Annotated in this window: 21 protein-coding genes and 2 pseudogenes; 12 read left to right on the top strand and 11 right to left on the bottom strand. The window is 70.9% G+C overall.

Annotated elements, in window-relative coordinates; genetic code table 11:
• Positions 1–95: 95 nt before the first annotated feature.
• The 8 genes from ABH937_RS23200 (at position 96) to ABH937_RS23165 (ending at position 7401) form a co-directional block, all read left to right on the top strand.
• Positions 96–560, top strand: coding sequence for a cupin domain-containing protein (locus ABH937_RS23200; RefSeq protein WP_280692916.1), 465 nt, complete (start codon positions 96–98; stop codon positions 558–560).
• A 2-nt stretch (positions 561–562) separates the two neighbouring features.
• Positions 563–2167 (top strand): NAD(P)/FAD-dependent oxidoreductase, encoded by a 1605-nt coding sequence (locus ABH937_RS23195; RefSeq protein ID WP_280692918.1) that lies wholly within the window; start codon positions 563–565, stop codon positions 2165–2167.
• 455 nt (positions 2168–2622) lie between these two features.
• On the top strand, positions 2623–3951 hold the full coding sequence (locus tag ABH937_RS23190) for an ADP-ribosylglycohydrolase family protein (RefSeq protein ID WP_370219309.1): 1329 nt from the start codon (positions 2623–2625) through the stop codon (positions 3949–3951).
• A 497-nt stretch (positions 3952–4448) separates the two neighbouring features.
• The gene (locus tag ABH937_RS23185) at positions 4449–4682 is read left to right on the top strand and encodes a hypothetical protein (protein WP_370219308.1); all 234 of its coding nucleotides are present in this window, start codon (positions 4449–4451) and stop codon (positions 4680–4682) included.
• Between the two features lie 313 nt (positions 4683–4995).
• A complete protein-coding gene (locus ABH937_RS23180) occupies positions 4996–5223 on the top strand; it encodes a hypothetical protein (RefSeq protein WP_370219307.1) in 228 nt (75 codons plus the stop codon).
• 425 nt (positions 5224–5648) lie between these two features.
• Positions 5649–6416 carry a tetratricopeptide repeat protein gene (locus tag ABH937_RS23175; protein ID WP_370219306.1) on the top strand — a complete coding sequence of 256 codons (768 nt, stop codon included), beginning with the start codon at positions 5649–5651 and terminating at the stop codon, positions 6414–6416.
• A gap of 263 nt (positions 6417–6679) precedes the next feature.
• The gene (locus tag ABH937_RS23170; RefSeq protein WP_370219305.1) at positions 6680–7135 is read left to right on the top strand and encodes a hypothetical protein; all 456 of its coding nucleotides are present in this window, start codon (positions 6680–6682) and stop codon (positions 7133–7135) included.
• Complete coding sequence (locus ABH937_RS23165) at positions 7132–7401, top strand: integrase core domain-containing protein (RefSeq protein WP_370219304.1); 270 nt, start codon at positions 7132–7134, stop codon at positions 7399–7401. The genes ABH937_RS23170 and ABH937_RS23165 overlap by 4 nt, the downstream gene beginning before the upstream one ends.
• Positions 7402–7516: 115 nt before the next feature.
• Here the strand turns inward: ABH937_RS23165 and ABH937_RS23160 are convergent, their stop codons facing one another.
• Complete coding sequence (locus ABH937_RS23160; RefSeq protein ID WP_370219303.1) at positions 7517–7891, bottom strand: hypothetical protein; 375 nt, start codon at positions 7889–7891, stop codon at positions 7517–7519.
• A gap of 437 nt (positions 7892–8328) precedes the next feature.
• Entirely contained in the window at positions 8329–9540 is a 1212-nt protein-coding gene (locus tag ABH937_RS23155) for a Dyp-type peroxidase (protein WP_370219302.1), read from the bottom strand.
• A gap of 95 nt (positions 9541–9635) precedes the next feature.
• Between ABH937_RS23155 and ABH937_RS23150 the strand changes: the two genes are divergently transcribed.
• Positions 9636–10961, top strand: a complete 1326-nt coding sequence (locus ABH937_RS23150; protein WP_370219301.1) for a right-handed parallel beta-helix repeat-containing protein — start codon at positions 9636–9638, stop codon at positions 10959–10961.
• 39 nt (positions 10962–11000) lie between these two features.
• Here the strand turns inward: ABH937_RS23150 and ABH937_RS23145 are convergent, their stop codons facing one another.
• The 4 genes from ABH937_RS23145 to ABH937_RS23130 all read right to left on the bottom strand — a co-directional run bounded on the left by ABH937_RS23145 (position 11001) and on the right by ABH937_RS23130 (position 16354).
• On the bottom strand, positions 11001–11876 hold the full coding sequence (locus ABH937_RS23145; protein WP_370219300.1) for a hypothetical protein: 876 nt from the start codon (positions 11874–11876) through the stop codon (positions 11001–11003).
• 181 nt (positions 11877–12057) lie between these two features.
• The gene (locus ABH937_RS23140) at positions 12058–14886 is read right to left on the bottom strand and encodes an SdrD B-like domain-containing protein (protein WP_370219299.1); all 2829 of its coding nucleotides are present in this window, start codon (positions 14884–14886) and stop codon (positions 12058–12060) included.
• 417 nt (positions 14887–15303) lie between these two features.
• Complete coding sequence (locus tag ABH937_RS23135; RefSeq protein WP_280692927.1) at positions 15304–15639, bottom strand: branched-chain amino acid transporter permease; 336 nt, start codon at positions 15637–15639, stop codon at positions 15304–15306.
• Positions 15632–16354 carry an AzlC family ABC transporter permease gene (locus ABH937_RS23130; RefSeq protein WP_370219399.1) on the bottom strand — a complete coding sequence of 241 codons (723 nt, stop codon included), beginning with the start codon at positions 16352–16354 and terminating at the stop codon, positions 15632–15634. The genes ABH937_RS23135 and ABH937_RS23130 overlap by 8 nt, the downstream gene beginning before the upstream one ends.
• A gap of 155 nt (positions 16355–16509) precedes the next feature.
• Here ABH937_RS23130 and ABH937_RS23125 point away from each other — a divergent pair, with 155 nt between their 5' ends.
• Positions 16510–16953, top strand: a complete 444-nt coding sequence (locus ABH937_RS23125) for an Lrp/AsnC family transcriptional regulator (protein WP_280692960.1) — start codon at positions 16510–16512, stop codon at positions 16951–16953.
• Positions 16954–17050: 97 nt separating this feature from the next.
• On the opposite strand, the gene ABH937_RS23120 is transcribed toward ABH937_RS23125, so the two are convergent.
• Together ABH937_RS23120 and ABH937_RS23115 are read right to left on the bottom strand one after the other, a co-directional pair.
• On the bottom strand, positions 17051–18940 hold the full coding sequence (locus tag ABH937_RS23120; protein WP_370219298.1) for a HEAT repeat domain-containing protein: 1890 nt from the start codon (positions 18938–18940) through the stop codon (positions 17051–17053).
• Between the two features lie 300 nt (positions 18941–19240).
• The gene (locus ABH937_RS23115) at positions 19241–19918 is read right to left on the bottom strand and encodes a hypothetical protein (protein WP_370219297.1); all 678 of its coding nucleotides are present in this window, start codon (positions 19916–19918) and stop codon (positions 19241–19243) included.
• Between the two features lie 114 nt (positions 19919–20032).
• Between ABH937_RS23115 and ABH937_RS23110 the strand changes: the two are divergent.
• Positions 20033–20209 (top strand): annotated as a pseudogene (locus tag ABH937_RS23110) (integrase); the annotation flags it as partial.
• A 14-nt stretch (positions 20210–20223) separates the two neighbouring features.
• Here the strand turns inward: ABH937_RS23110 and ABH937_RS23105 are convergent.
• From ABH937_RS23105 to ABH937_RS23095, 3 genes and pseudogenes are all read right to left on the bottom strand, one after another.
• A pseudogene (locus ABH937_RS23105) lies at positions 20224–20472 on the bottom strand (integrase); the annotation flags it as partial.
• A 100-nt stretch (positions 20473–20572) separates the two neighbouring features.
• Complete coding sequence (locus tag ABH937_RS23100; RefSeq protein WP_370219296.1) at positions 20573–22342, bottom strand: tetratricopeptide repeat protein; 1770 nt, start codon at positions 22340–22342, stop codon at positions 20573–20575.
• Positions 22343–22962: 620 nt separating this feature from the next.
• The gene (locus ABH937_RS23095; protein WP_370219295.1) at positions 22963–23202 is read right to left on the bottom strand and encodes a hypothetical protein; all 240 of its coding nucleotides are present in this window, start codon (positions 23200–23202) and stop codon (positions 22963–22965) included.
• A 294-nt stretch (positions 23203–23496) separates the two neighbouring features.
• On the opposite strand from ABH937_RS23095, the gene ABH937_RS23090 reads away from it, so the two are divergent.
• Positions 23497–23826, top strand: a 330-nt coding sequence (locus tag ABH937_RS23090) for an SseB family protein (protein ID WP_370219294.1), incomplete at its 3' end; no start/stop codon positions are given.

Here is a 23826-nt window from a genome sequence, read left to right as displayed (position 1 = left end):
CGGGACATGTGCTTGCGCCGCGAGCTCGCGACACCGAATGCTGTGACCGCTGGCGTACCGACGACTTGTCGGTGCGGTGATCTGAGGAGACGACGATGACTCTCGGTGGTGGCTACCTGCTGCCCTCGCGTGAGGGACACGCGATCGCAGCGATCGGGCTCGGCATCACGATGAAGACGGACGGCGCGTCCACCCGCGACGCCTACTCGATGTTCGAGTACACGATTCCGGCCGGGGTCGACGGCCCTCCTCCGCACCTGCACACCCGCGAGGACGAGTCCTTCATCTGCCTGGCCGGGCGGCTCGATGTCCGCCTCGGCGACGAGGAGTTCGTGCTGGAGCACGGCGACTACCTCTACTTGCCGCGTGACGTCGTGCACGCGTTCCGCAACCCGTACGGCGAGGAGTCGCGGGTCATCTCCGTGGTCTCGCCGGCAGGCCTGGAGAAGTACTACCAGGCGCTGGCGGACATGCCCCCGGGTCCGAAGGACGTCTCGCTGATGAAGAAGATCATGGCCGAGTTCGGCATCCAGCTCCAACTCCCGCCCGAGGTGGGCTGACCATGCGGATCGCCATCATCGGCGCCGGCGTCGCCGGTCTCGCCACTGCGAAGGTGCTCACCCAGGCCGGGCACACGGTCCAGGTGTTCGACCGGACGCCCGACGTCGGGGGTGTGTGGAGCCGGACACGACGCTATCCGGGACTGACGACCCAGAGCCCGGGGGTCCAGTACTCGCTCTCGGACTTCCCGATGCCCAAGGAGTTCCCCGAGTGGCCCAGCGGGGAGCAGGTCCAGGCATACCTGGCCGCCTACGCCACGGCGTTCGGTCTCGACAGCACGCTGCGGCTGAACACCGAGGTGAGCGCCGCGCGCCCGGACGGCGTCGGCAGCGGTTGGACGATCGAGACGACCGACGGCGCGGGCACGCACTCCACCGAGGAATTCGACCAACTCGTCGTGGCGAACGGCGTGTTCTGCGAACCGGCCATCCCTTCGTACCCGGGCGTGGAGGAATTCACCGCAGCGGGCGGGCGGTTGTGCGCGGCCACCGAGTTCCACGACGCCCAGGACGCCCAGGGCAGACGCGTCCTGGTCGTGGGCTACGGAAAGTCCGCCTGCGACGTCGCCGTGGCGATCAGCGAGGCGGCCGAGAGCACCGAGGTGATCGCGCGGCAGCTGCTGTGGAAAGTGCCACGCAGGATCGGCGGCTTCCTCAACTTCAAGATGCTGCTGCTGACCCGCATGGGCGAAGCACTCTTCCGCTATCTGCGGCTGCGCGGGTTCGAGAAGTTCCTGCACGGCCCGGGCAACGGCCTGCGCCGCAGGATGCTCGACTCCGTCGGCTCCGTCTCGGTGCGTCAGTTCGGCCTCCGGCGACTGGCCCTGGTCCCCCGCGGCAGCATGGAGGGCATCGTCCGAGGCGCCATCGGGCTCGCGACCGAAGGCTTCTTCGAAGCGGTCGCCGACGGCCGCATCGGGGTGCGCCGGGACCAGACGATCACCCGACTGCTCGCCCGGGACGGCAGGCCGTTCGCCCAGCTCGCGGACGGAACGACGCTCCCGGCCGACCTCGTCGTGTGCGCGACCGGCTTCACCCAGGCCGTACCGTTCCTCCCCGCGGAGGTACAGGAGGGGTTGCTGGACGAGCGTGGGAACTTCATGCTCTACCGCCAGATCATGCCCCCGGACATCCCCGGGCTGTACTTCAACGGCTACAACTCCTCGTTCTTCAGTCCGCTCAACGCCGAGATGGCGGCCCTGTGGATCGCGGCGGCGATCGCGCGAGCGATACCGCTGCCGAGCACGGAGGAGGTGCGCCAGGCGGTCGTCGACCAGTTGGCGTTCCTGGACACCGCGACCGACGGGCACCACTGCAAGGGCACGAAGATCATTCCCTTCTCGATGCACAACGTCGACGAGGTGCTGGGCGACCTCGGTCTCAACATCAACGTCCTGATGCGCGCCTCGCACTGGCTCAACCCGATCAACCCAGCGGCGTACCGCCACCTCACCCCGGCCCTGCTGCGCAAGCTCCCAACCGCCACGACCGACCCCGGCGCCACCCCCACCCCGGAGACCCCCGGCTCGACGCCGCCTCACCTGCCCCATGCCATCGGCGAGGCGGCCGGCGCCCCTGCACGGCCGCAGCGCACGGCCCGTGACTAGGGTCGCGGGCTTGGACGGCGGCTTTAAGGGACGGGCTCGAAGGTGCCTCGGCGTATGGCGTGCCGGGTGGTGATCCCGAAGAGGATCTCGACCACGTTCAGCCACGAGCAGGAGGTGGAGGTGAAGTACAGGGTCACGCGGGGGTCTCCGCCGGCCGTGCCTTGATGTTGGGAGGCAGCGCCTGCCGAGAATGTCGTCCGTGCAGCTCAAGGGCTTGCGGCGGCTGAGGCAGGGTGATCAGTCGTGTTGCCTCGCCCCCTGTCCGGCATACCTGACGGGTCATCAACGTGTTCGTCGCCCTGCGTCGTCAGCCCGCTGTCCTTGAGGTCGTCCGCCTATCGTGCGCTCGGTTCGCGTTGTGATCCTGCCGGGCGAAGGCCGCAACGAGCGGGGCGCGTGGGCGGCCCGAAAAAGCGCTCGCCGAGGCCCCGACCGGGTTGGCAGGATGCCCGGCAATGACCTCCCACCCCGAAACCTTCGACAGCCTCCCCTGCGACCACATCGCCATCGCCCGTGACGCCCTGAACGGCCTAGCCACGGGCGACGCCTTCGGCGCCCAGTTCTTCGTTCCCGACAACCTGCCCGCCCTGCGCGGACGGCAGCTCCCACCCCCACGGTGGCCCTGGACCGACGACACGGAGATGGCCTGCACCGTTTATCGGAACGTGATGCGAAGCGGCGAAATCGACCAGGACGCGCTGGTGCGGTCGTTCGCCCAGCGACATGACTTCGATCGCGGCTACGGCCCGGCGATGAACCGACTGCTGCGCCTGGTCCGGCAGGGCGAGCCGTGGCGGGAGTTGGCCGCCGGGCTGTTCGATGGACAGGGTTCGTGGGGCAATGGAGCCGCCATGCGCGTCGCCCCGCTTGGCGCCTGGTTCTTCCTCGACCCCGACCGGGTCCCCGGGCAGGCAGCCTTGTCCGCCGAGGTGACGCACACCCACTCCGAGGCCGTGGCGGGCGCGGTGGCGGTTGCCCTCGCCGCGTGCTGGGCCGCGCGTGGCCGCACCGAGCCCGTCACCGGCGCGGACCTGCTGGATGCCGTTCTGGCCCACACGCCACGCAGCAGGGTGCGTGACGGTATCGCCGAAGCCCGCACACTCCTGGACCAGCCGCACGTCGAACTGGCCGCGCACCGGCTCGGCAACGGACGCCAGGTCAGCGCCGTCGACACGGTGCCATTCACGCTGTGGTGCGCTGCCCGGCACCTGACCGACTTCGAGGCGGCGCTGTGGGCGACCGCCTCGGCCGGCGGCGACGTGGACACCACCTGCGCCATCGTCGGCGGCATCGTCGCCTCCCGGGTCGGCACCGAGGGCATCCCGCTCGCGTGGCGCAGCTCCGTCGAGACACTGCCTGCATGGCTGGACGGGCTCGAGTCCTGGGACGCCGAACACGCCGGTCGACCTGGGGACCGCTACCCGTGTCCCTGCTGCGGACACCTGGTCCACGACGAGATGCCGGGCTCGTCCGCGATCTGCCGGGTCTGCTTCTGGGAAGACGACCTGACGCAACTGCGCTGGCCGACAACGGACGGAGCCAACCGGATCTCACTCACTGAGGCCCAGCAGAACTTTCAGTGCTTTGGGGCCTGCGACCAGCGCGGCCTGAGATTTGTCCGCCGACCGCAGCCTGACGAGCCGTTGGACCCCACCTGGCGTCCGATCGACCCATGGCGCGACTCGTTCGAAGACCACGACAGTCTGGAGCGAGTTCCGTGGCCCGATGACCGGACGGCGCTGTACTGGTGGCGTCCGACCTTCTGGCGGCGCCATACCCGGTAGCGACAACCCTCCCATCACAGCGCAACGTCATGAAGATCCCTGATCAGCACGGCCTATGACAGTCGGACAGTGTGCGCCTGACTGGAACTGCAGCTGGCACCGATGCCGTCGTCAAAGCTGCGGGCCGAAGCGTGGGCAAGGGGCCGGACGAGTATTCAGCCGGGGAGGGACTCATTGGGTTGACGGTTCCGTCCCCTGAGGACCGTGTCCTCGGTGTGGTCAGGCTCGGAGGTGCGGCGCGGATCGTCGACCTACGGCAGGTTTCGGCCGTGACTTTGATGTTTCGGAGAGTAGTGGAGCGGACGAAGCCTCAGGTACGTTGATTGGTTGGGTCCGTGAGCGCGGTCAGCGGCCGCACCAGGCTAAGCCCTCCGGGCCGGGCGGCTTGCGGTTCGCGTTCTACGGGGGGCTCCACCGAGGACCGTCAGGATCCGGCCACCTCCCGGGCCTGGCAGCTGCAGCGGGCGGACGCGGTAGCGTCCGGGCACGGGCGGATCGTGGCGCAGTACTTCGACGTTGGCCACAGCCTGGTGGTGCCGTGGGCGCGCCGGCCGGAGGCGGCCGCGCTGGTCGCGGATCTCGCCTACCCGCGCCGGAGTTTCGACGCGGTCACCATCGGTTCCAGCGAGCGCGCGTTCTACGGCAGCCAGTTCGCCGTGATGGCCCCGCTGTTCGAGCACTTCGGCGTGGGCCTGTGGGTGCCCGAGCGGGGCGGTGTCGTTGACCGATGATTCTCCCGGGGATCATCGCCAAGCGGGCACTGATCGCTCCCGCTGGCCCAGGACCACCAGCTCCTGCGCTCTCCGCGAAGCGAGCGTCGACACCCACTGCTTACTCGGAGGATCCCGCCCACCGCAATGAGTTGAGCAGGTGGGCGGCTGAGTTCGAGTCCACTTACGAGGTGGACCCGGAGGACGAGCCTGAGCTCGCCTGGGCGTCCCTGGTCCGCCGCCAGGGGCGCGCCGAGTTGGCCCGTACCGCGTTGCTGCGTCTGCTCGACGACGCCGGACCACGTGACGCTTCCCAATTCTCACTTGGCGCGCGATGGGTCTCGGTCTGAGTGTCACCGAGGAGCACTTCCGCATCGCCCACGAAGCCACGACGGCCAGCGTGCCCGCCGTCGCCTGGGCAGCGCTCGCGGCTGGAACCGTGTTGCTGCTTGAGCTGCCCCGCCCGACAGCGGATCTGCACCGGTTGGCCCGGGAGACGGCGGCGATGCTGGGCGGCTCCCCGTCGCCCGTGCCTGATCAGCCCGGCAGTTCGGGCGCCTGACGGCCCCTTCGCCGATCCAGGTGCGGGGCGCCCGGAGTGATGGTGCGGTCGGCTCTGATCCGCGATCCGGCTGCCCGCCGCCGGCCGGGGGTCGACCGCTATAGGTGAGGGTGCGTTCTGGAACCAGACCGGGGGTCTGGCTTCAACTCCGTGCCGAGACCATGGTCCGGATCGCCTCTGGTCGGCGCAGCTCTTGGCGGGGTCTGGTCAGGACATCCGGGTGTGGGTCTGCGGCCGCCCCCGGTGTGGTGCTCGGGTCGGGCCGTGGAACACTTCGGCGACGGATTTCCAGGTGGCAGGCCTGGAGACGGTTGATCGGAAGAGTGGCATCGGTGCGCAAGGGTGAGGCGAAGGCCCTGTTGGAGCAGGCTCGGGCGGCGTGGGAGGCGGAGCAGTGGCAGCTCTCCGCAGACCGCTACGAGGAGGTGCTGCGGCACTACCCCGACGAGAAGCCGAGCGGAATCTGGTGGTTCGACGCCGCGTTGGCACACAAGTTCCTCCGCAACTGGGACAAGGCGTTCGAGCTCGGCAAGGAGGCCGCGTCCCGGGCGCCGCGCGGGGAGGGCGACCCTGCGTACTGGAACCTGGGCATCGCCGCGACCGTGTTGCGTGAATGGTCGGTGGCCCGTGACGCCTGGTCAGGCTTCGGTATCACGCTGCCTGAAGGCGACGGCGAGATCGTCGGCCGCTTCGGGATGGCCTGCGTTCGGCTGGAGAGCGCCGGTGAGTACGAGGTGGTCTGGGCGCAGCGGCTGTGCCCGACGCGGGCACGGGTTGTCAGTGTTCCGGTGACGGCGGGACGTCGGTTCGGTGAGATCGTGTTGCACGACGGGGCGCCGACCGGCGAGCGCATCGTCGACGGCCGAAGCCACAGCGTCTTCGACGAGATCATGCTGTTCGAGCCCTCCGACCTGCCGACCCACACGGTCAGCCTGACCGCCCCGGCGCCGGACGATCTCGAGGCGCTGGTCGAGCTGTTCGCCGATCGAGGCTTCGGAGCGGAACCGGCGAGCAGCGTCAACCTGCTGTGCAAGTGCTGCAGCGAGGGCAGCCACGAGCAGGAGCGCAGCATGAACGCCGGCACTCAGCAGGTCTCGCTCGCAGCGCCGATGGACGAGGTCAGGATCCTCCTCGACATCTGGGCCGAGAGCAGCCCCGGGCGAGCCTGGCGGGATCTGGAGCTTGTTGGCTGAACAGGCCTGACGGTAAGGAGTTGGGGCCGAGGGGTGAAGCAGCACGTGGAGTCGCCGATCTGGTACGCGCTGTCGGAGGCCGTCCGTGCCGGGGTCGATGGGCTGGTGCGGCAGGTCGGCGGATGTGGGCGGTCACGGTGATGCGGGACGGCTGTCCGGAGCCGAAGCCGGGTCTGTACGCGTGCCTTGACGTGGTGGCCGAGCGGTACCACGTGCTGGGGTAGGGCTTCGAGAGCGCCCCGACCCAGCCGCTGGACCTCGAGGTGTTGATCGGCGCTGTGGGGGCGCTTCCCGGACGTCCGGTGGCGATCGAGGCGGTGTGGGACGGCGACACCGAGGGATGGTTCGTGGTGCTGCTCGCGCTCACGGACGATCCGCAGAGCGAACACCAGCTCGCGCTGGTCCGGCACGGCGGCGACATCCGACTGTTCAACGGGACTGTCCCGCCCTGGCCCGAGGCCCGGGAGGCCGAGCAGGCGGGACGGGCACTCGCCGACCACCTCGGTGTGCGGTTCCACTTCCCCAGCCCTGACCGGCCTGATGACGAGTGGGCCACCGAGCAGGCCCGCAACCTGCTGATGAGCCTGGACGACGTTCGCACTACTGGCATCCGGTACCTGATCCGCGACAACGCCGGTTACTTCACCGAGGGCTTCGATGTGGTCTTCAACGCCATCGGCGCCGTGTGGTGCCCATCCTGCCCGGCGCGCCCCGGATGAACGCGATCGCCGAGCGCTGGGTCGGATCCTGCAGACGCGAGGCCACCGACCGCGTGCTGATCACCGGAGAGCGCCACCTGCGCCTCGTCATCGACGAGCACCCGGCCCACCACAACGAACACCGGCCGCACCGATCACTCGGTCAACAATGCCCCGACAGTGTCGGCACGCCTGCACCGCCCGCTGCCGATGATCAATCGCGTGTCCTTCGGCGCGACCGCCTTGGCGGTCTCCATCCGCGGATACGCGCAGGTCGCATAGGGTGACACGGTTTTCGGCACGCGCGGGCTTCACCCCGCGGGGCCGGGCCCAGGCCCGGACCTTGCTGACAGTCCGGGGCGGGGGACCGGGGCTGCCGCCCTTTCGCCGGGACGTCCTTGCTCACAGCGGGGTCAGGATGTCCTGGTGCGCTCGGCCGAGGACGAAGCCGTTGTCCAGCCGGACCTGGAGGGTCATTCGGTTGCCCTGCTCCTGGTACGCGGCCCATTCCGGCTCCAGCGCGGCGATCTCCGCCTCCAGCCGCGTGCGGCTCGCGGCGGGCATGGTGTGCCCGAAGTCCTCGAACAGCGCTTTGAGCCGCTGGTACTCGCGAACCTCATGGCTCTCCGGGAGTTCTCCGTCCACCTGCTCGACGGTGCCCTCGATCCCGGCTCCCAGCGAGAGGAAGCCGACGACTGCCCCCGGTTCCCCGGCGACTGCCTCGCCGATCCCCAGGTCCTCGGCCAACCTGACGCGCTGGCCTTCCTTCAAGGTCATCTGTCCTCTTCCTCTCCATCGGCCGGTGCCGCCGGCGTGGCCGGTCCGTGGCCTGGGCCATTATCCGCCGGGCGCGTCACGGTAGGAGACCCGCCCGGTCCGTCGTTCCGCTCGGACCACCGGCGTCAGATCGTCGACAGCCGTCGCCCACGGGCCGTGACAGGCCTGCGGAGCCGGTGCTGGCTCTGGCGCCGGCGCGGTGGTGAGGAAGCGAGGCGGGACCCGGCGGCGCTCGGGCCCCTGTGGGGGCCGGGGCCGTCCGGTTCGGGACGTTGTCCGGCCCCGTGGCCGCGCATGCCGGAGGAGAGCAGCCACCGCCCCGCGACCGCGGGGTCCTCAGCGACGCCGTACCTGACATGCACGCACCGCGGCGGTGGTCGAACGGGGTGGTGCGCCAACGGTTTCGGACCTCGGGCAGAACCGGACCGCTGGCCTCCCTACGCCCAGAGCTGCTCGCCGAGGCTGCCTCCGGCGGCCGCGCCGGGCGGCACGTAGACCACGGCCGAGGCCTGGTGCTGCAGGAACGGGGTGAGGGCGTCGCGGGTGGCCAGGCGGTCCTGGACCCGGACGAACTGCGCGGGGTCGCGCATGAAGGCGCAGAACAGCAGGCCGCGGTCGGTCGGGCCGTCGTCGTAGCTGTAGCTGCGCCGGAGCATCCGGGCACCGCCGTCGAGGCGCGGGCTGGTGAGCCGGACGTGGGCGTTGGCGGGGATCACGTAGGAGCCGTCGGGGTTCTTGGCGTAGATGTCCGGGTCGTCGTGTTCGGCGGTGCCGGTGAGTGGGACGCCGTCGCTCTCGCGGCGGCCGATCGCCCGGTCGCGCTGGTCCGCGGGCAGGGCCGCGAAGCCGGCCACGTCCATCCGGATCCGGCGGTAGACCAGCACCGTGCTGTTCTGGTGCGCGCCGGGCGGCCCCCAGACGAACTGCTCGTCCTGCGCCGGACCGGGGTTGGAGGTGCCGTCCTTGAAGCCGAACAGGTTGCGCGGGGTGGTTCCCGGGGCGGCGACGGGGAGGAAGCCGGACTGGCTCCAGCGCGGGGTGGCGCCGGCGGACCGGGCGGCGCTGGAGGCGAGTTCGGCGACCACGGTGAGCGTCCAGCGGTCGGCGGCGCACAGCTGGAGCAGCAGGTCGCCGCCGCCGCGGGCCTGGTCCAGCTGGTCGCCGGGGAAGGGCGGCAGTTCGGCGAGCGCGGCGGGAACGTTGAGGCCGAGCCGGGTGGCGAGGCCCGGGCCGACGCCGACCAGCGAGGTGAGCCGGGTGGTGCCGACGCCCTGGAGCCGGACATCTGACGGGGCGTCGGAAGCCGCTGCGGCGAGGGCGTGGGTCAGCGCGTCGAGGACGGTGCGCAGGGTCTGGCGGTCGGCGGCGGCGGAAGTCTGCGGGAGGTCGAGGGCGAGCAGTTGGGTGGCCGGCTGCTGGGGCGCCGTCACACCGGCCTGCCGGGGCCCGTAGAAGGGGGTCGCGGCCTCGGGCGGCGCGGCCGGGGCGCGCTTGTGGGCGTCCGTCCGGTCGTTCCTGACCAGGTCGTCGGCCGCCGCGCCGAATCCGGCGGCGAGCACCGCACCGGCAGCGAGCAGGGCGCCGCGCCGCCCGAATCCGGCGCTGACCGGGTGGACGGGATCCTGGGCCTTTTCCGGTTCGGTGGGCATGCGGCTATTGCAGACGATAGAACACCTTCATGCAAATGCTGTCTGTCCAACCTGTGTTGAGTCTCCATCAGGTCCGACCGCCGGGTCCTCGGGCGGTGGCGGTGCGCCTATCGGTGCTGGTCGCGGCGGTGGCGCTGGCGGCCACCGGGTGCTCTTCCCCGGGTTCGGCGTCCGCCGACGCGAAGCACCCGGCCGGGACGGTGCTGCGGGTGCCGCAGGACTTCCACACGGTGCAGCAGGCGGTGGACGTCGCCCGTTCGGGGGACACGGTGCTGATCGGCCCTGGTGTGTACCGGGAGAGCGTGCAGGTCACCAAGCCCGACGTGGTGCTGCGCGGCACGGACCGCAACGCGGTGGTCTTCGACGGCGGGGTGCGACTGGTCAACGGCATCACCGCGACCGGCGCGGGCTCGGTGGTGGAGAACCTCACCGTGCGCGACTACCTCGCCAACGGCGTGCTGTTCACCGGCGTCACCGACCAGAAGCTGCAGCAGCGCGGGGCCGGCGGCTCGGCGTACGACCCGCTGGACACCTCCCGCTTCCCCGCCGTCCAGGGCTTCCGGGCGACCAGGGTGACCACGTACGACAACGGCCTGTACGGCATCTACGCGTTCGACGCGCACGGCGGTGTGATCGAGGACTCCTACGCCTCCGGGCAGGCCGACTCGGGCATCTACGTCGGCCAGTGCCGGCCCTGCGACACCCTGGTCCGTGGGAACACCATGGCGCACAACGCGGTCGGCATCGAGATCACCAACGCCTCCGAGGGCGTCTCGGTGCTGGGCAACCTGGTCACCGGCAACCGGGTCGGTGTCACCATCAACTCCAACGACCAGGAGGCGCTCGCCCCGCAGCACGGCGCGGTGCTCGCGGGCAACGTGATCAGCGACGACAACGCCACCGACACGCCCGAGCAGGCGGACGGCGGCTTCGGGATCGGGATCGGCATCGGCGGGGGCACCGGGGACCGCGTGCAGCGCAACCTGGTCCAGGGCAACACGGCGGTCGGGGTGATCATCACCGACCCGCCCGGGCACCCGGCGAGCGGTGACCAGGTCTCCGGCAACCGGGTCACCGGCAACGGCGAGGACCTGGTGCTGGCCGCCGCGGACCCCAGCAACTGCTTCAGCGGCAACCAGCCGGCCACCCAGAGCCCGGCCGGGCTGGAGGGCCTGGCGGGCTGCGGGGCGAACGGGGCGAGCAGCGGGGCGAGCGGGCGGGGCAGCCTGCCGAGCGGTCGGGCGGCCTCGGTGCAGGCACCGCCCGGTGTTCCGTTCAGCCAGGTGCCGGCGCCGCCCGCGCAGCCGTCGATGCCCGACCCGACGGCTGCGGCCGTCCCGGCGACCGGGTTGCCGGGGACCGTCGATCCGGACGCGTACCCGCTGCCCACGGACTCCGGTGCGGTGCCGGCCGCGCACTGACGCGTAGTCGGATCCGCGGTGCGCCATGGGATTCGGGTCTCAGCCGGTGCCCGTGTCCCAGGGCGCCTCCGGGAGCTTGGCGTTGGCGTCGTGCCCGGTGAACTCCAGGGTGGTCGGGGTGCCCAGGCCCGGCATTCGCATGGTGACCCTGCGCAGGCCGCCGTTGCCGTCCACCCAGTAGGTCAGCGGCGACTTCCCACCGTCGGGGCCGCTGCCCGGGGTGGTGCCGGTGGCCCGAGGGCCGGAGATCTCGTCGTAGTCGCGGCCGTCGATCCGGTCGCGGCCCAGCCAGCGGGCGCCGGACTGGGCGAGCAGCAGCGGGTTGTCGGGCCGGTCCGCGCCGAGCCCGATCAGCAGTTGGAGCCCGGCGTCCAGGGGATCGGTGGTGTAGGAGCGCGGCGACCAGCCCGAGCGGGGGATGTGCTCGGCCTGCTGCCAGGGTGGGGTGCCGTCCAGCGCGGGGGCCAGGCCGAGGCCGTCGCTGTCCCAGACGATCAGGCCTTGGTCGAGCTGCGGAGCGGCGGTGGCGCCTGACGTGCCGGACGAACCGGTGAACCCGGCCCCGGTGGTCTGGTAGCTCCCGACGCCGTGGTGCGTCCGGTAGTCCACCACCCCGCTGACCCGCAGCACCACGCCGCCACCCTCGGCGGCGGTCAGGGTCACCGCCGAGGGGCTGGCCTGGTACACGTTCAGTCGCGACAGCGCCAGGCGGGAGGCCTCGTCCATCGTCACCGGCCGCTCGCCGCTGCCGCCGGACAGGCTCCGGTAGGCGGCCACGCCGCCCACTGCGGTGCCGCACACGGCGAGCGCGATCAAGGCCCTGAACCAGCGGGTCCGGTGCGACCAACGGGTCCGGCGTGGCGCGGGGCCGTCCTGGCGCGGCGCGAGGCCGGCGGTCTCGGTCTTACGAGCCATGCGGTCGTCTTCTCTCATCGCTGGGGGAGTGGTCGGGTCCCGGCCGATCGGTTGCACGGCCGATCGGTCATGCAGTCGATCGGTCATGCAGTCGGGCGGGTTCGCCGGCCGGTGACCGGCGAACCCGCCCGATCCGGCCCCGGGATCACCGGTGCCGGCCGCCCCTCGCGGGGCCGCGGCCCTAGCCGCGCTGTGCCGAGGCCTTGCGCCTGCGCGTCAGCACGAGCATCGTCGCGCCGACCGCGGTGAACGCGGCGCCACCGACCAGGGCCAGCGGAACCAGCTCGTCCATGCCGGTGAAGGCCAGGTGCGAGCCGGGCGGGGAGCCCGGGCCGGGCACGACCGGTGCCGGCGTGGTCGGGCCGGGCGTCGGCGTGGGCGTCGCGGACTGGCTCGGCGTCGGCGTCGGCGTCGGCGTGGGTGTGGGCGTCGGCGTGGGTGTCGGCGTCGGCGTCGGCGTCGGCGTGACGATCTTCTGGTTGACCGCCGTCACCGAGACCCCGGTGGTGAGGTTGTCGGCAGTCAGGACCAGCGGCCCGAAGACCGTCGAGTCCGGCGCGGTGTAGCCCGCGGGCGGGCTGACCTCCTGCCAGTAGTACGTTCCGACCGTGCCGCTGCCCTGGCAGATGCCGTCGGCCCCGGTGGCGCAGACGTCACCCACCTTGGTGTCCGGCTTCGACCCGCCGGTCTGCAGGCCGTCGATGCCGTTGCTCTCCTCCCACAGTTGGAACCGGGCTCCGGCCAGCGGGTTGCCGTCCTGGTCGTGCTTGACCACGCGCAGCACGCCCTCCTGCTGGCGGAAGCCGAAGTCGTAGGTGTGGTTGTTCTCGCCGGGCCCACCGGTGGTCAGCGCCTTCACGGGGTAGGCCGTACCCGGCGGCACGGTCCCCTTGGAGTCGATGAAGTGGTTGATCCCGACGTTCGCGTCGGTCGGCACCCACTCGTAGAGCGGACCGCCCTTGGCGTAGTCGGCCGGCTTGTCGAGCTTGATGGTGTAGTCGGTCTTCGGCTTGAGCCCGCCGCTGACGTCGGAGTCGTCGAAGTAGTACTCACCCCGCGCCGTCGTCTTCGTCGTGCCGACCAACTTGCCCGATCCGTCGTACAGGTGGATCGTCGCCCCGGCCACCGGCAGCTGGCCCGGGTCCTGGATGCCGGTGCGCTGCGGGTCGTACCAGACACGGTTGCCGATCTGCAGCGGCGCCTGGTCGCAGAGCACCTCCAGGTCGCCCATCGAGGCGCCCTTGCCGAACGCGGAGTTGACGCCCGCGGGGTTGAGCCGCAGCCCGTCCGGCGGGTGCTGCTTGCCGTCCCGTCCGACGAAGGCGGTGCCGGTCCCGAAGGCCGTGCTGTTGGGGTCGAAGCTGGAGACCGCGATGGTGTCCTCCACCTTGGAGAGCGCCATCCCCGCGAAGGCGGCGTTGTGGTGGGCACCCAACCGGCTGTTGTCGAAGAACCGGGTGCCCCGGGGGGAGAGCCCGCAGCCGCCGTTGGTGTCCATCACGTACGTCCCGCCCGCCGGGCAGGCCTTGTTCAGGTCGCCACCCGACAGCACCAGGCCGGGGGTCCCCGGCGTGGGGCCGGCCGGCGCGCGGTCGGCGAACCGGTCGCGGAAGGCCAGCAGCATCGAGCCGTCGGTCTCGAAGCCGATCTCGCCCAACTCCGGTTCCGGCTGGGCCAGGTAACTCGTGCAGGCCTGACCGTTCTGCGAGGTCGGCCAGGTGTTGGTCCAGGGCCACCACCCCGTGCCGCCGTCGCACGCGCCCGAACCGACCGTGGACTGCCGGGGGTAGTCCAGCGGCTGGTCCAGCACCGGCTTGCCGAAGGCCCCGGTGGCGAGGTCGAACGGCATGACCACCACGCGCATGTCGGAGGTCTTGCCGGTGGACTCGCCGGAGCAGACACCGCCGACGTAGCCGGCGCCGTCCTGCATGCCGAGCCCGAACGGCCGCCAGTCCACGGCCGCCGGGCAGCCCGGGTCCGGGATGCTGAAGGCGGCCTTCGGCGCCGCCGCGGTCGCCGCGGTGGCGTCGTACTCGTAGAGCTTGCGGTCGTCGAGGTTGACGACGAACAGGGAGGACCCGTCGTCGGTGACCTTGATGCCGCCCAGGCTCTCCTTGCCGGGCACGGCGAGGAAGGCGTCATCGGTGCCCGGACCGTGCACCGTCGTGCCCGCGTCCGGGACCACGGTGAAGAGCGAGGTCTTCTTCGCCGCGATGTCGGTCACGTAGATGCCGCCGGGCCCGCCCGGACCGTAGTCCGTGGTGCGCTTGGCCACCGCCGAGGAGAAGACCCGCTTGTCGGCCTTGTTCCAGGCGATGCCGTAGAGCGTCCCGGTGTCGGCGTTGGTGGCGATGTCGGTGACGTTGACACCGTTGGCGCCGTCCTGCCCGCGCGTGTCGTACGGGAAGGAGACCAGCGTGCGCTGGGATCCGCCTTCGCGCGACGCGGGCTGACAGGTCGTCACCAGCGGCGCGTTCTTCTGGCAGTAGTCGCCAGGGCTCCACAGGCCGGTGGTGTAGGACACGCTCTTCTTGCCGGAGAGGTCGACGAACTCCTCGTTGCTGCTCAGCTGGGTCGGCGCGCCGTCCAGGCCCTGCGCTGAGGCGAAGGCCGGGAACAGCACGCCCGGCTGCGGATTCACCACCTGCACGCGGTACTTGCCGCCGGTGGCCTTGCTCTGCGCCGGGGCCAGGGTGACCGTGCCGTCGGCCGCCGTGACCGCGTCGATGCTGGTGCCGGCGTCATCGGTGAGGGTCACCGTGACACCGCCGATGCCCGGTTCCAGCCCGGGTGTCCAGGCGCCGCTGGTGTCAACGGCCCGGATCACCCGGACCGTCACCGTGCCGTCCCCGGCCTGCGGGTACGCCGACGGCGCCAACACCAGCGAGCAACTGCCGAGTCCGAGGACGAGCGCCGCGACGCCGCCCGTCGCGCGCAGACCGACGCTGCCCGGCCGTCGCCGGCCGGGCCCGCGCGCGCTGCCTGTTACTGGTTCGCTTCTGTCTGTCATCCCCTGCTCTCATCGTTCAGACAAGGGGCAGCTGCCCAACTTCATGAGGGAGTACGTGAGATGGCGGAGAGCCGCCTTGCTGGCGAGCTTAAGGGGGATTTAGGCAAGATCGTGGCGGAATGGCGAATTACGTCTTCATGAACCTGTCGAGCAGTGAGCCTTCTCAGAGTGGGCACTGGTCCTGCGGGTGCCGGAAATGACGTCTGTGCAGGTCGGGCGCCTGGCGTGGGTCTTGTGTGCTGCGGCGTGCTGATTGCTGACCAGGCTTCGCCTGACGTACCTGATGATCTCGAAACGCGTTCGCCGCGCTGCGGTTGCTACCGCTGAGCGATCGTGGCAAGGACGTTGAGATCCTGGCCCTTCGTCATCGGATCACAGTGCTGCAGCGGCAACTCGGTTCGGCGGGTGCGGCGGTGGTCAAGGGTGGGCGAAGAGGGTGCTGGCGAGGGCGACGTGGACGGCGGTGCCGCCCAGGATGCTCAGGACGGCGTTGCGCCGCCAGAGGTGCAGGCCGAGGGTGGCGGCCAGGGCGACGGCGGTGGGTACGGCCCGCATCGGGCTGGTGAGGGGGAGGTCGCGCAAGGCGTAGACGGTGAGGATCACCATCACGCCGACCGGCATTCGTTCGCTCAGGTGGTGCAGCACGGCGCTGGCCCGCAGCGGGGCGAGCGCGGCGAAGGGCAGCGCGCGCAGGCCCCAGGTGACGGCGGCCGACACGCCGATGGCGGCGAGCAGATAGGGCGTGTCAGGCACGGGTCGGCTCCTTCGGGGCGGGGGTGCGGTGCCGGGTGAGGGCGCGTCGGGTCAGCAGCCCGGCGGTGAACAGCGCGGTGGCGGCGAGCAGCATCTGGCCGGGGAACAGGAAGCGCGCGGCGAGTGCGCAGACCAGGGCCAGTGCGGGGGTGGGGACGTCGCGTCGGGCGCGGTAGGCGTCGACGGCGAGCACGACGAACAGCGCGGTGAGCGCGAAGTCCAGGCCGACCAGCCGGGCGGGCACCAGTGCCCCGAACAGCGCGCCGGCGGTGGCGCCGGCGACCCAGTAGACCTGGCAGAGCACCTGCAGCCAGATGATGCGTCGCCCGCTCCAGGAGCGCGCCTGCCGCCCGGTGGTCAGGGCGTACGCCTCGTCCGTCATGGCGAAGGTGCTGTACGCCCGGCCGAACCGGCCGCCGACCCGATGCAGCGGGAAGGACAGGGCGTAGAAGACGTGCCGGAAGTTCACCAGGAACGCCGTCATGGCGATCTGCGCGAGCGGGGCGACCGCGACAACGAGCCCGATCAGCAGGAACTCCAGCGACCCGGCGTAGACCAGCGCGGTGAAAGCGGTGGCCCACCACCAGCTCAGGCCTGCGTGGACGACGAGCACGCCGAACGCGATGCCGAGCGGGAACAGGCCCAGACCGACGGAGCTGGAGTCCCGGAGCGCGGCCGTCAGGTCGTTCCGGGCGCTCGGCGCGGCGGCGTTCATGTCGGCGGCGTTTGTGTCGGCGGCGGGCCCAAGTGGCGGAACGGGACGGCTGAGCGTCCCGCCAGGGGTGGAGTTCATGGGGAAATTCTAGGCCGGATTTCCGGTAATATGGTTTCCAATTATTGCCCTGGAGTCGCTCTGTGAGTAATAAAGAGATGCTGGACGGCATTGATCGTGACATTTTGTTCCACCTGCGTCAGGACGGTCGGCTGACCAACGTCGAACTGGCCAAGCGGGTCGGCCTCACGCCGCCGCCCTGCCTGCGCCGCGTCAAGCGGCTGGAGGAGGCCGGGGTCATCGCCGGATACCGGGCCCGGATCGACCCGGCGGCGGCCGGCCGGGGGTTCGAGGTGGTGGTCGCGGTGGAGATCGGCGTCAACGACCTGCAGACGGTGGAGGAGTTCGAGTCGACGGTTGCCTCCTACGAGGAGGTGGTCGAGTTCCGCCGGCTCTTCGGCCGCCCTGACTACTTCATCCGCGTCGCGGTCGCCGACCATGCCGCCTACGAGCGCTTCCTCACCGCCCGGCTGATGGGGCTGCCGGCCGTCGCCCGGGTCGACTCGCACCTGACCATGAAGATCATCAAGAACGACGGCTGAGCGGGCCCTCCTCCGCCCGTGCGGCGGGGGACACGGGGGTCACCGGCAGGCCCCTGCCTTCGCGGCGCGCCGCCACCGTCGACGCACGCTTGGAGCACTATGGACACGGTGCGAGCGATGTGATGTGCGCGTGGGCCTGGCGGGCGGCGTCAGTGATTCGTTCGTCGGCGCGCAGCTCGCGGTCCGAGTCGCCGATGTACATCGGCAACCGCACCTGACGGTCGATCACCTCACGCAGGGCGGGCAGTGCGGGGGCGGCTGCGGGGCCCAGGTCGGTCAGCAGTGCGCAGGTGTACGGGCCGAACATGTCGTCGCCCAGGTAGTGCGGAGCCGTTGCCAGGATGGGGTCGGCTGCCTCCTGCCCGGCGTGCTTCCACAGGACGCCGAACAGGTGTGGATGCAGGTGGCGGGGCTCTCGCACCCGGGACCACAGATACTCGGCGTGCGTGCTTGCGAGACCGCCGTTGTCGATGAGCCATTCCAGCAGATTCACGGCCTGGACGAGGTGGCGAGAGTTCTCGGCGACGGCATCGAGGGAACGCTCGGCCAGTGCTCTGTCCTGGGTGATTCGGATCAGGCTGAGGAACGCGTGGTCCCTGGTCCGTTGGTTGGGCCCGGGCTGGGCCGTGAGGCGGTCCAGGAGGGGAACGGCTGAGGCGGCAGCAGGGCCGATCTCGCCGAGGCTGACGATGAGTTGGGTGCGCAGCCAGGCGTGCGGGTCGTAGTGGTCCTGGCTCCACCGGTCGAGCTGTTCGAGGAGTTCCGGCACGGCGGGCGCGGCTGCCGCGCCGCAGGCACGCAGGACGGATACGGTGGGCGCGGCCGAGCACAGCCTGGGATCGCTTCCGTCAGCACAGTCGCGGCCGTGCCGGCGCAGGGCCGCCTGGGCGGCCTCGATGACGGGTGCGAGGTCCGCTCCGGCGGCCGCAAGTCCTTCTACTGCCTCGCCAGCCTCGGTGCCCAGGGCGCCGGAGTGGATCAGCTGGGTCAGTACCGGTACGGCACGGGCGTCACCGATCCGACCGAGCGCGAGCGCGGCGGGCTTCTCGGCCCGCGGGTCGCGCAGAAGGGCGGCAAGTTCTTCCCGGCAGAGCCGACTGGCTTCGAGGGAAGCGCCGATCGTGGTCGCGGTGGTGACGCGCACCGCCGGTTCGCGGTCGCTCAGTAGCAGCGGCCGCAGGCGTGGCACGACGCGAGTCGGGGCGGCCCGCCAGTGCCGGATAGCGATCAGGGCCATGTCGGCTGCAGCCTGCTGGCTTACCGCGTCCGGCCTGGCCGCGAGTCGGCCGACCCAGGTGAGGCAGGCGTCCTGGGTGGTGTGGTTGCGCGCGCCCAGTCCCCACAGGGTTCCCGGTCGCCAGTCGAGCAGGCCGCCGCGCCGGCCGATGCCGGCGCCGCCGGCTTCGAGGTCCAAGCAGGCGGCTGACTCCCAGAACTCCCGTTTCTCGGACAGGCCCAGGCGCAGCACGCCCAGGGCGGACCGAAGGCGGACTGCCGGGTCGGGGTCCTCATGCAGTGCCGTCGCGAGGGCGAGGAGGTCGGTGTGGTCCGGTTTCTTCCAGGGCTCGAAGAGTGCTTCGGTGAGCGCCACGCGTGCCGTCGAGCTCAGTGGACTCGGGTCGTCTGACAGTGCCCGTACGGCCCGCGGGCGATCCGCTGCAGCGAGGAGCCAGGCTGCGGCGCGCCGTGTGGCCGGGTCCCGATCGCGCAGCGCGGCTGCCGCGCGTTCGGCTGCGGCGGGCCACGGTGGGTCCTCGTGGGAGAGCTCGGTGAGCAGGCATAGGACCGCCCGCCGCACGTCGGTGCTGTGGTTACTGGTCAGGGTGAGCAACTGGTCGGGAACGGGGCCGGTGCGGTCCGTCCGTACCGCGTCGAAGATGGCGCTTCGGGCCGTTCCGTACCCGGCCCGACGGGGATCGCGCAGGGCAGCCGACAGCCAACTCTCGACAGGGGACGCCGGGTTCTGATCCGGCGTGCGGGGGGTCATCGACCCGGGCGTACGACGCCCTTTCGCATAGACATGTCGCGACCCTGCCCGAGCCGGGTCGGCGGGCGCAAGTTCATTTCGCACTTCACGGCTTCTCCTTCCCGGCGTCAGTAGTCCGCACAGCGACTGCGGCGGCCAGTGGCTCGAGCCCGGCTGTACGGCAACGGACTTCAACCACCACCCCGGCCGTCAGACCGTGGCAGGAGGCGCCGAGATCATCGCGTGGATGGCCCGGGTGGCTCCGGACAGGCCGACGGATGGGTGCATTCGACGTGGTGGGGACGCTGTCCCAACAGGGGGTCAGCGGTGGCGCAGCTGCGCGGGGGCGGCAGGGGCGGGCAGGCTTTCCGGCTCGCCCTCGGCGTTGGCCGACGTGCCGTCAGGGTAACGAGCGCAGTCGGCTGAAGCGGAGACCGCGAGGCGGTCGCCGGGGTAGAGGGCGACGCTGACGGTGTCGCCCTCGGTGGCCCGGGCGGCCGCAGGCGGCCTGAGCCGCAGCTGGAGTTGCTGGGCGTTGCCGTTGTCGTAGGAGAGGACCGCCCAGCCGGCCCGTGTCAGGGTCTGCCGCGCCCGCTCCAGTGCGTCCTGCGCCTGAGGGCGCGTCACGCCGCCCAGCGCCCAGCTGTCGCCGATGTCGGAGGTGTACGGCTCACTGGGTGGGCTGTCGTTCATGTTCTCCAGTAGGTGGCCGAGTCCTCTCAGGTGGCATTCGAGGGTGTCGGCGGTGATGCCCTCGCCGGGCCACCGCGGGTCGAGCCCGGCCGACGGGGGCAGGGCGAGGGCGTCGTAGACCGCCTGGGTCTGCACGTCCAGCCGGTGCGCGGTGACGGTCGGGTCGGCCACGGGATAGGGCTCCCCGCGCCAGATGTCCGCGAACTTCACGGCGGCGAAGCCCGCGATGGCCGTTGCCACAGCGGCCGCCGCGACCCGCTTGGCGAGCTTGCGGCGGGGACTGGTTCGACGAGCACCCTCGATCATGGTTCGAATCGTGCCCTGGCATGCCCGGCCGGCGCATGAGTACCCGTACTCATCATCGGTGCGCACCGCGGGCCGCCGGCCTCGGGGGAGCCGACGGCGCCGAACTGGCCTGTGCTGCGCGAGTTCGAGTCGTTCTACAACGGCCATCGGCCGCACCGGGCCTTGGGGCAAGCGGCTCCGCTTCGGCCACGGCCCGAACCGATTGCCGAACCAGGGCAGATCAGACATCTCGAGATATACCGACGAGATCGACTCGGTGGCACCCTCCACGAGTACCATCACGCCGCCTGAGCTGGGCGGATGACTTCTCGGCACCCACAGGGTGGAATGCCGTGCTCACGGAGGATCTCCCAGACCGTGGAGGCGGCGACCTTGCTGCCCAGCGCCGCAAGCTCACCGTGGATCCGACGGTACCCCCACGAGCTGTTCTCGCGTACCAGGCGGAGGACCATGGCGCGGATCGAGCGGACGGTGGGCGGGCGTCCGCGCCACCTCGGTACGCAGGTCGCGGCATGGCGCCGCTTCAGCAGGTCCCGATGCCAGCGAAGAAGCGTGAGCAAAAAGTGCTGGTTGAGATGAATCTCAACCAGCACTTTTCCGGAACCCGTGGGCTCACAGTGTGGCTCCCCTCGTCCTGGACGAGACAAGCCAGCCTCACCCGTCCCAGCTGGCCAGAAACGCCCGAATCGACCGGATACGCGGATGGACGGGCTCCAGGACCCGCTCGGCGTCCGCGAGTAGTTGCCGGGCGGCGGTCCGCGCGGCATCCGGGTTGCCCAGTGCGGCGACGGCATGCGCGAGATGCAGGCGGGTGGACAGGGTGTGCGGGTGGTCCGGGCCGAGGATCCGGCTGCGGTCCTCGGCCAGGGCCTCGAGTTCCGCCTCCGCCTCGGTCGTCTGACCGGTCTGCAGAGCGAACCAGGCCCAAGCCCCGGGGACGGCCATGGTGTGCGGGTCGTCCGGGCCGAGCGCCGCATTGGCATCGGCCGCGAGGAGCGACAAGTCTGCTTGAGCGGAGCGGAGTTCACCGGAGCAGCCGCGGAACCACGCTAGCCCGCGCCGGGTCGCGAGCGTCTGGGCATGACGGCTTCCCAGCACCCGCTCGCGGTCGGCCAGCAGAGTCCGAAGCAGCTGTATGCCTCGGCTCAGGTCTCCCGTCTCGCCCATGTAGTAGGCGAGTTGGTGGCGTGCGGCGAGCGTGTCGGCGTGGTGGGGACCCAGCTCCCGGCTGGTGTCGCTCACCAGCGTCGCGAAGAGCGGGACGGCCTCCGCCGGTCGGCCGGACTCGGCGGTGAAGAACGCCAGTTGGTGCCGAGCCGCGAGGGTGTCAGGATGTGCCGGTCCCAGCTCGGTCATCCGGCGGATGAGGATCGGTGCGAGCGCCCGGACGGCCTGCGTAGGGTGACCGGAGTCGCCCAGGACGAGCGCCAGTGCGAAGTCGGCTCCGGGGACCGCCCCGTCGCGGGCACGCCGCAGCGCCACGGTGGCGCGCCTTAGCCGGGACTCCTGATGAGCCACCAGGCCCAGGTCGTAGCAGTCGGCCGCGCTCACATGCGGAAGCAGCCCGTCCCAGAGGTGCTCTGGCACCGGCCGCTGGGCGGGGACGTCGAGAAGGTAGTCGAAGGCGGTCCAGCCAGCTGTGGTACTGCCGGTCAGCAGGCTGCTGGTCGCGTGCGCGGCCTGACTGGCCCAGGCCAGTGCGGGCTCAAGCGGCTCGGGTTTGAGGTCGTCGCCACCGCGCTCGGCCAGGTAGGGCAGGTGGAGTTCGGCCAGCCACTCCTGTGGCAGCGCCCGGCGCAGGCCGAGCCGGCGGCAGTCCACGGCGGCTGTGACCAGCGCCGCGCCGCGCGGGTTGGCACCGGGCGCCCAGGCATCCCGCCAGGAGTCCAGCAGGGCCGGCCCGGAGGCGAGTACCTCGGAGACCCCGAAACGGCTGCTGCTGCGCAACGCCCGTTCGATTCTCGGATCCTGGGCGAGCCATCTGGCCCGTTCGCACTCGGGGACGGACCACCGGCGGGCGATCCGGATGACTCGGGCAGCCTGGATCACACCGCGCTCCGTCCGCCACAGGTCACGGTCCGAGCCGGTCAGGCGGCTCTCCTCGCGGGCGTCGTAGCGCCGGTGCTCCTCGGCCCGCATGGTCGCCACCACCGTGACCTGGCCTTTCTGCTTGGCGAGCAAGGCAGTCAGCGCGGGCTCGGTAATCCCGTCCGCACCGAGGTAGCACTCCAGGTCGTCCAGCCACAGCAGGCTGGCGAGGCGGCGGTGACGGCGGATCTGTGCGAAGGCCGCCGGCAGTGCGGCCTTGTCCAGTGGCCGGACGAAGAGCCGGTCCGGGAAGAGTTTGCGCACGCTCTCGTAGGCGAGTCGTGTCTTTCCCGCAGTGGACTCACCTAGCAGTAAGACGAACTGACTCTGCGTCATAGCCTCCAGTAGTTCCGGCTCGGCATCCCGGGCGATGTAGGCAGGGGCTCCGTCGGGTGACCACTCGGCAGGGTGCACCCCGGCCGCAACCGGATCGCTCAGTTGCGAGACCAGCGGTAGCCGGCCTGCGCGTCCGCGTAACAGTTCCCCGGAGGATTGATGTGCGGGCGCGTTCCGGTTCTTTTCGCCGCCTGCCGCGACGCGGTCGGCGAGAAAGCCGAGCGTGGTTGCGAGTGCGCCGATGCCCACCGCAGGGGCACCGGAAAGCCAAACCTGGGAAATCGCCGCAGCTGCCGCGCCGACCCCCACCATGCCGACATAGACCGGCCATCCCCGCGCCCGACCGGGCACTTTCGCGACCTCTGGCATGCGCCATCCCCCAGTACCTCCGGGCCACTTGGGGCATTGTGCCGCACCCCCGGGGCGGGTGCACTACCTCGAACCGACTCTGCTTCCGATCGACGGCGGTGGGCCTGCGGAGAATGTCATCCACGCAGCTCAAGGGTTCGCTTGGTGGTTGCGGCAAGGTGATCACCTGTGTTGCTTCGCATAGGTCGCGGTGATCAACCTCCATGAGCCGACGGCTCAGTGGAGTTCTACACCCTCGTCAGCGACGTCCGTCAACCGTCCTGGCGGTCGACCGGGGTGACGGCTCCGGCCGCCCAGCAGGCGGGTGCGCACGCCACGGCGGCGTCGACCAGGTCCTCCTTGGTGACGTCCGGATCGCTGAGCCACGCCTTGATGGCTCCGGCGAAGCCGTGGGCCAGGAACTTCGCGATCACCTCGTGACTGACGTCCTGAAGATCAGGACCGGCGATGCGCGCAAGGAAGGAGAGGGCGTAGTCGCTGAAGTGGCGCACCAGCGCGTCGTAGACGCCTCGGACTCACCGATAGCGCTCACACACTACCCAACCTCACCCATCAAATGGTCGGCTACATGATCTCGTCTCACGTCAGATGCCTTACCCAGAAAGGGGAGTGCCCGTCCGCGTCTCGCGTGTGGTGACTCGGACGAGTTCAGTCGCGCAAGTGCGCCTACCTGGGCGCTTGTGTTACTCGGGGACGGCGGGCGCGCTGTCACGCCCGTCGGCTAGGCTGAGGTTCGTATCGAACTGATTGCCGAGCGTTACGGGGGGCGCGTGTCCGGGGTGGGGTTGACCGAGCGTCTGGCGGCGTTGCACGCGGGGCGGGTGGCTGGTCCGACGCTGGTCGCGGAGTTGCGTGCGGCGTTGTTGCTGGCGCCGACCGAGAACGGTGAGCCGCTGGCGGCGGATGCGGACGGTGTGCGCTGGTTGTACGCGTTCACCGACGAGTCGACGCTGGCCCGGTTCGCGTCCGCGCGTGGCATGGGCGGCGAGGTGGACTACCTGACGGTGCGTGGCTCGCGCTTGCTGGATGTGGCGTTGCCGGCGCTGGGCGTTCCGGCGGGGGTGGCGGTGGATGTGGCGGGTCCGGCGCCGTTCCTGCTGCCGGCTTCGGCGGTG

This window comes from Kitasatospora sp. GAS1066B (assembly GCF_041262605.1).
Classification (GTDB): Bacteria; Actinomycetota; Actinomycetes; order Streptomycetales; family Streptomycetaceae; genus Kitasatospora.
Note: the sequence above shows the minus strand (reverse complement) of the source record. Positions and strands in the feature narration are given on the sequence as shown.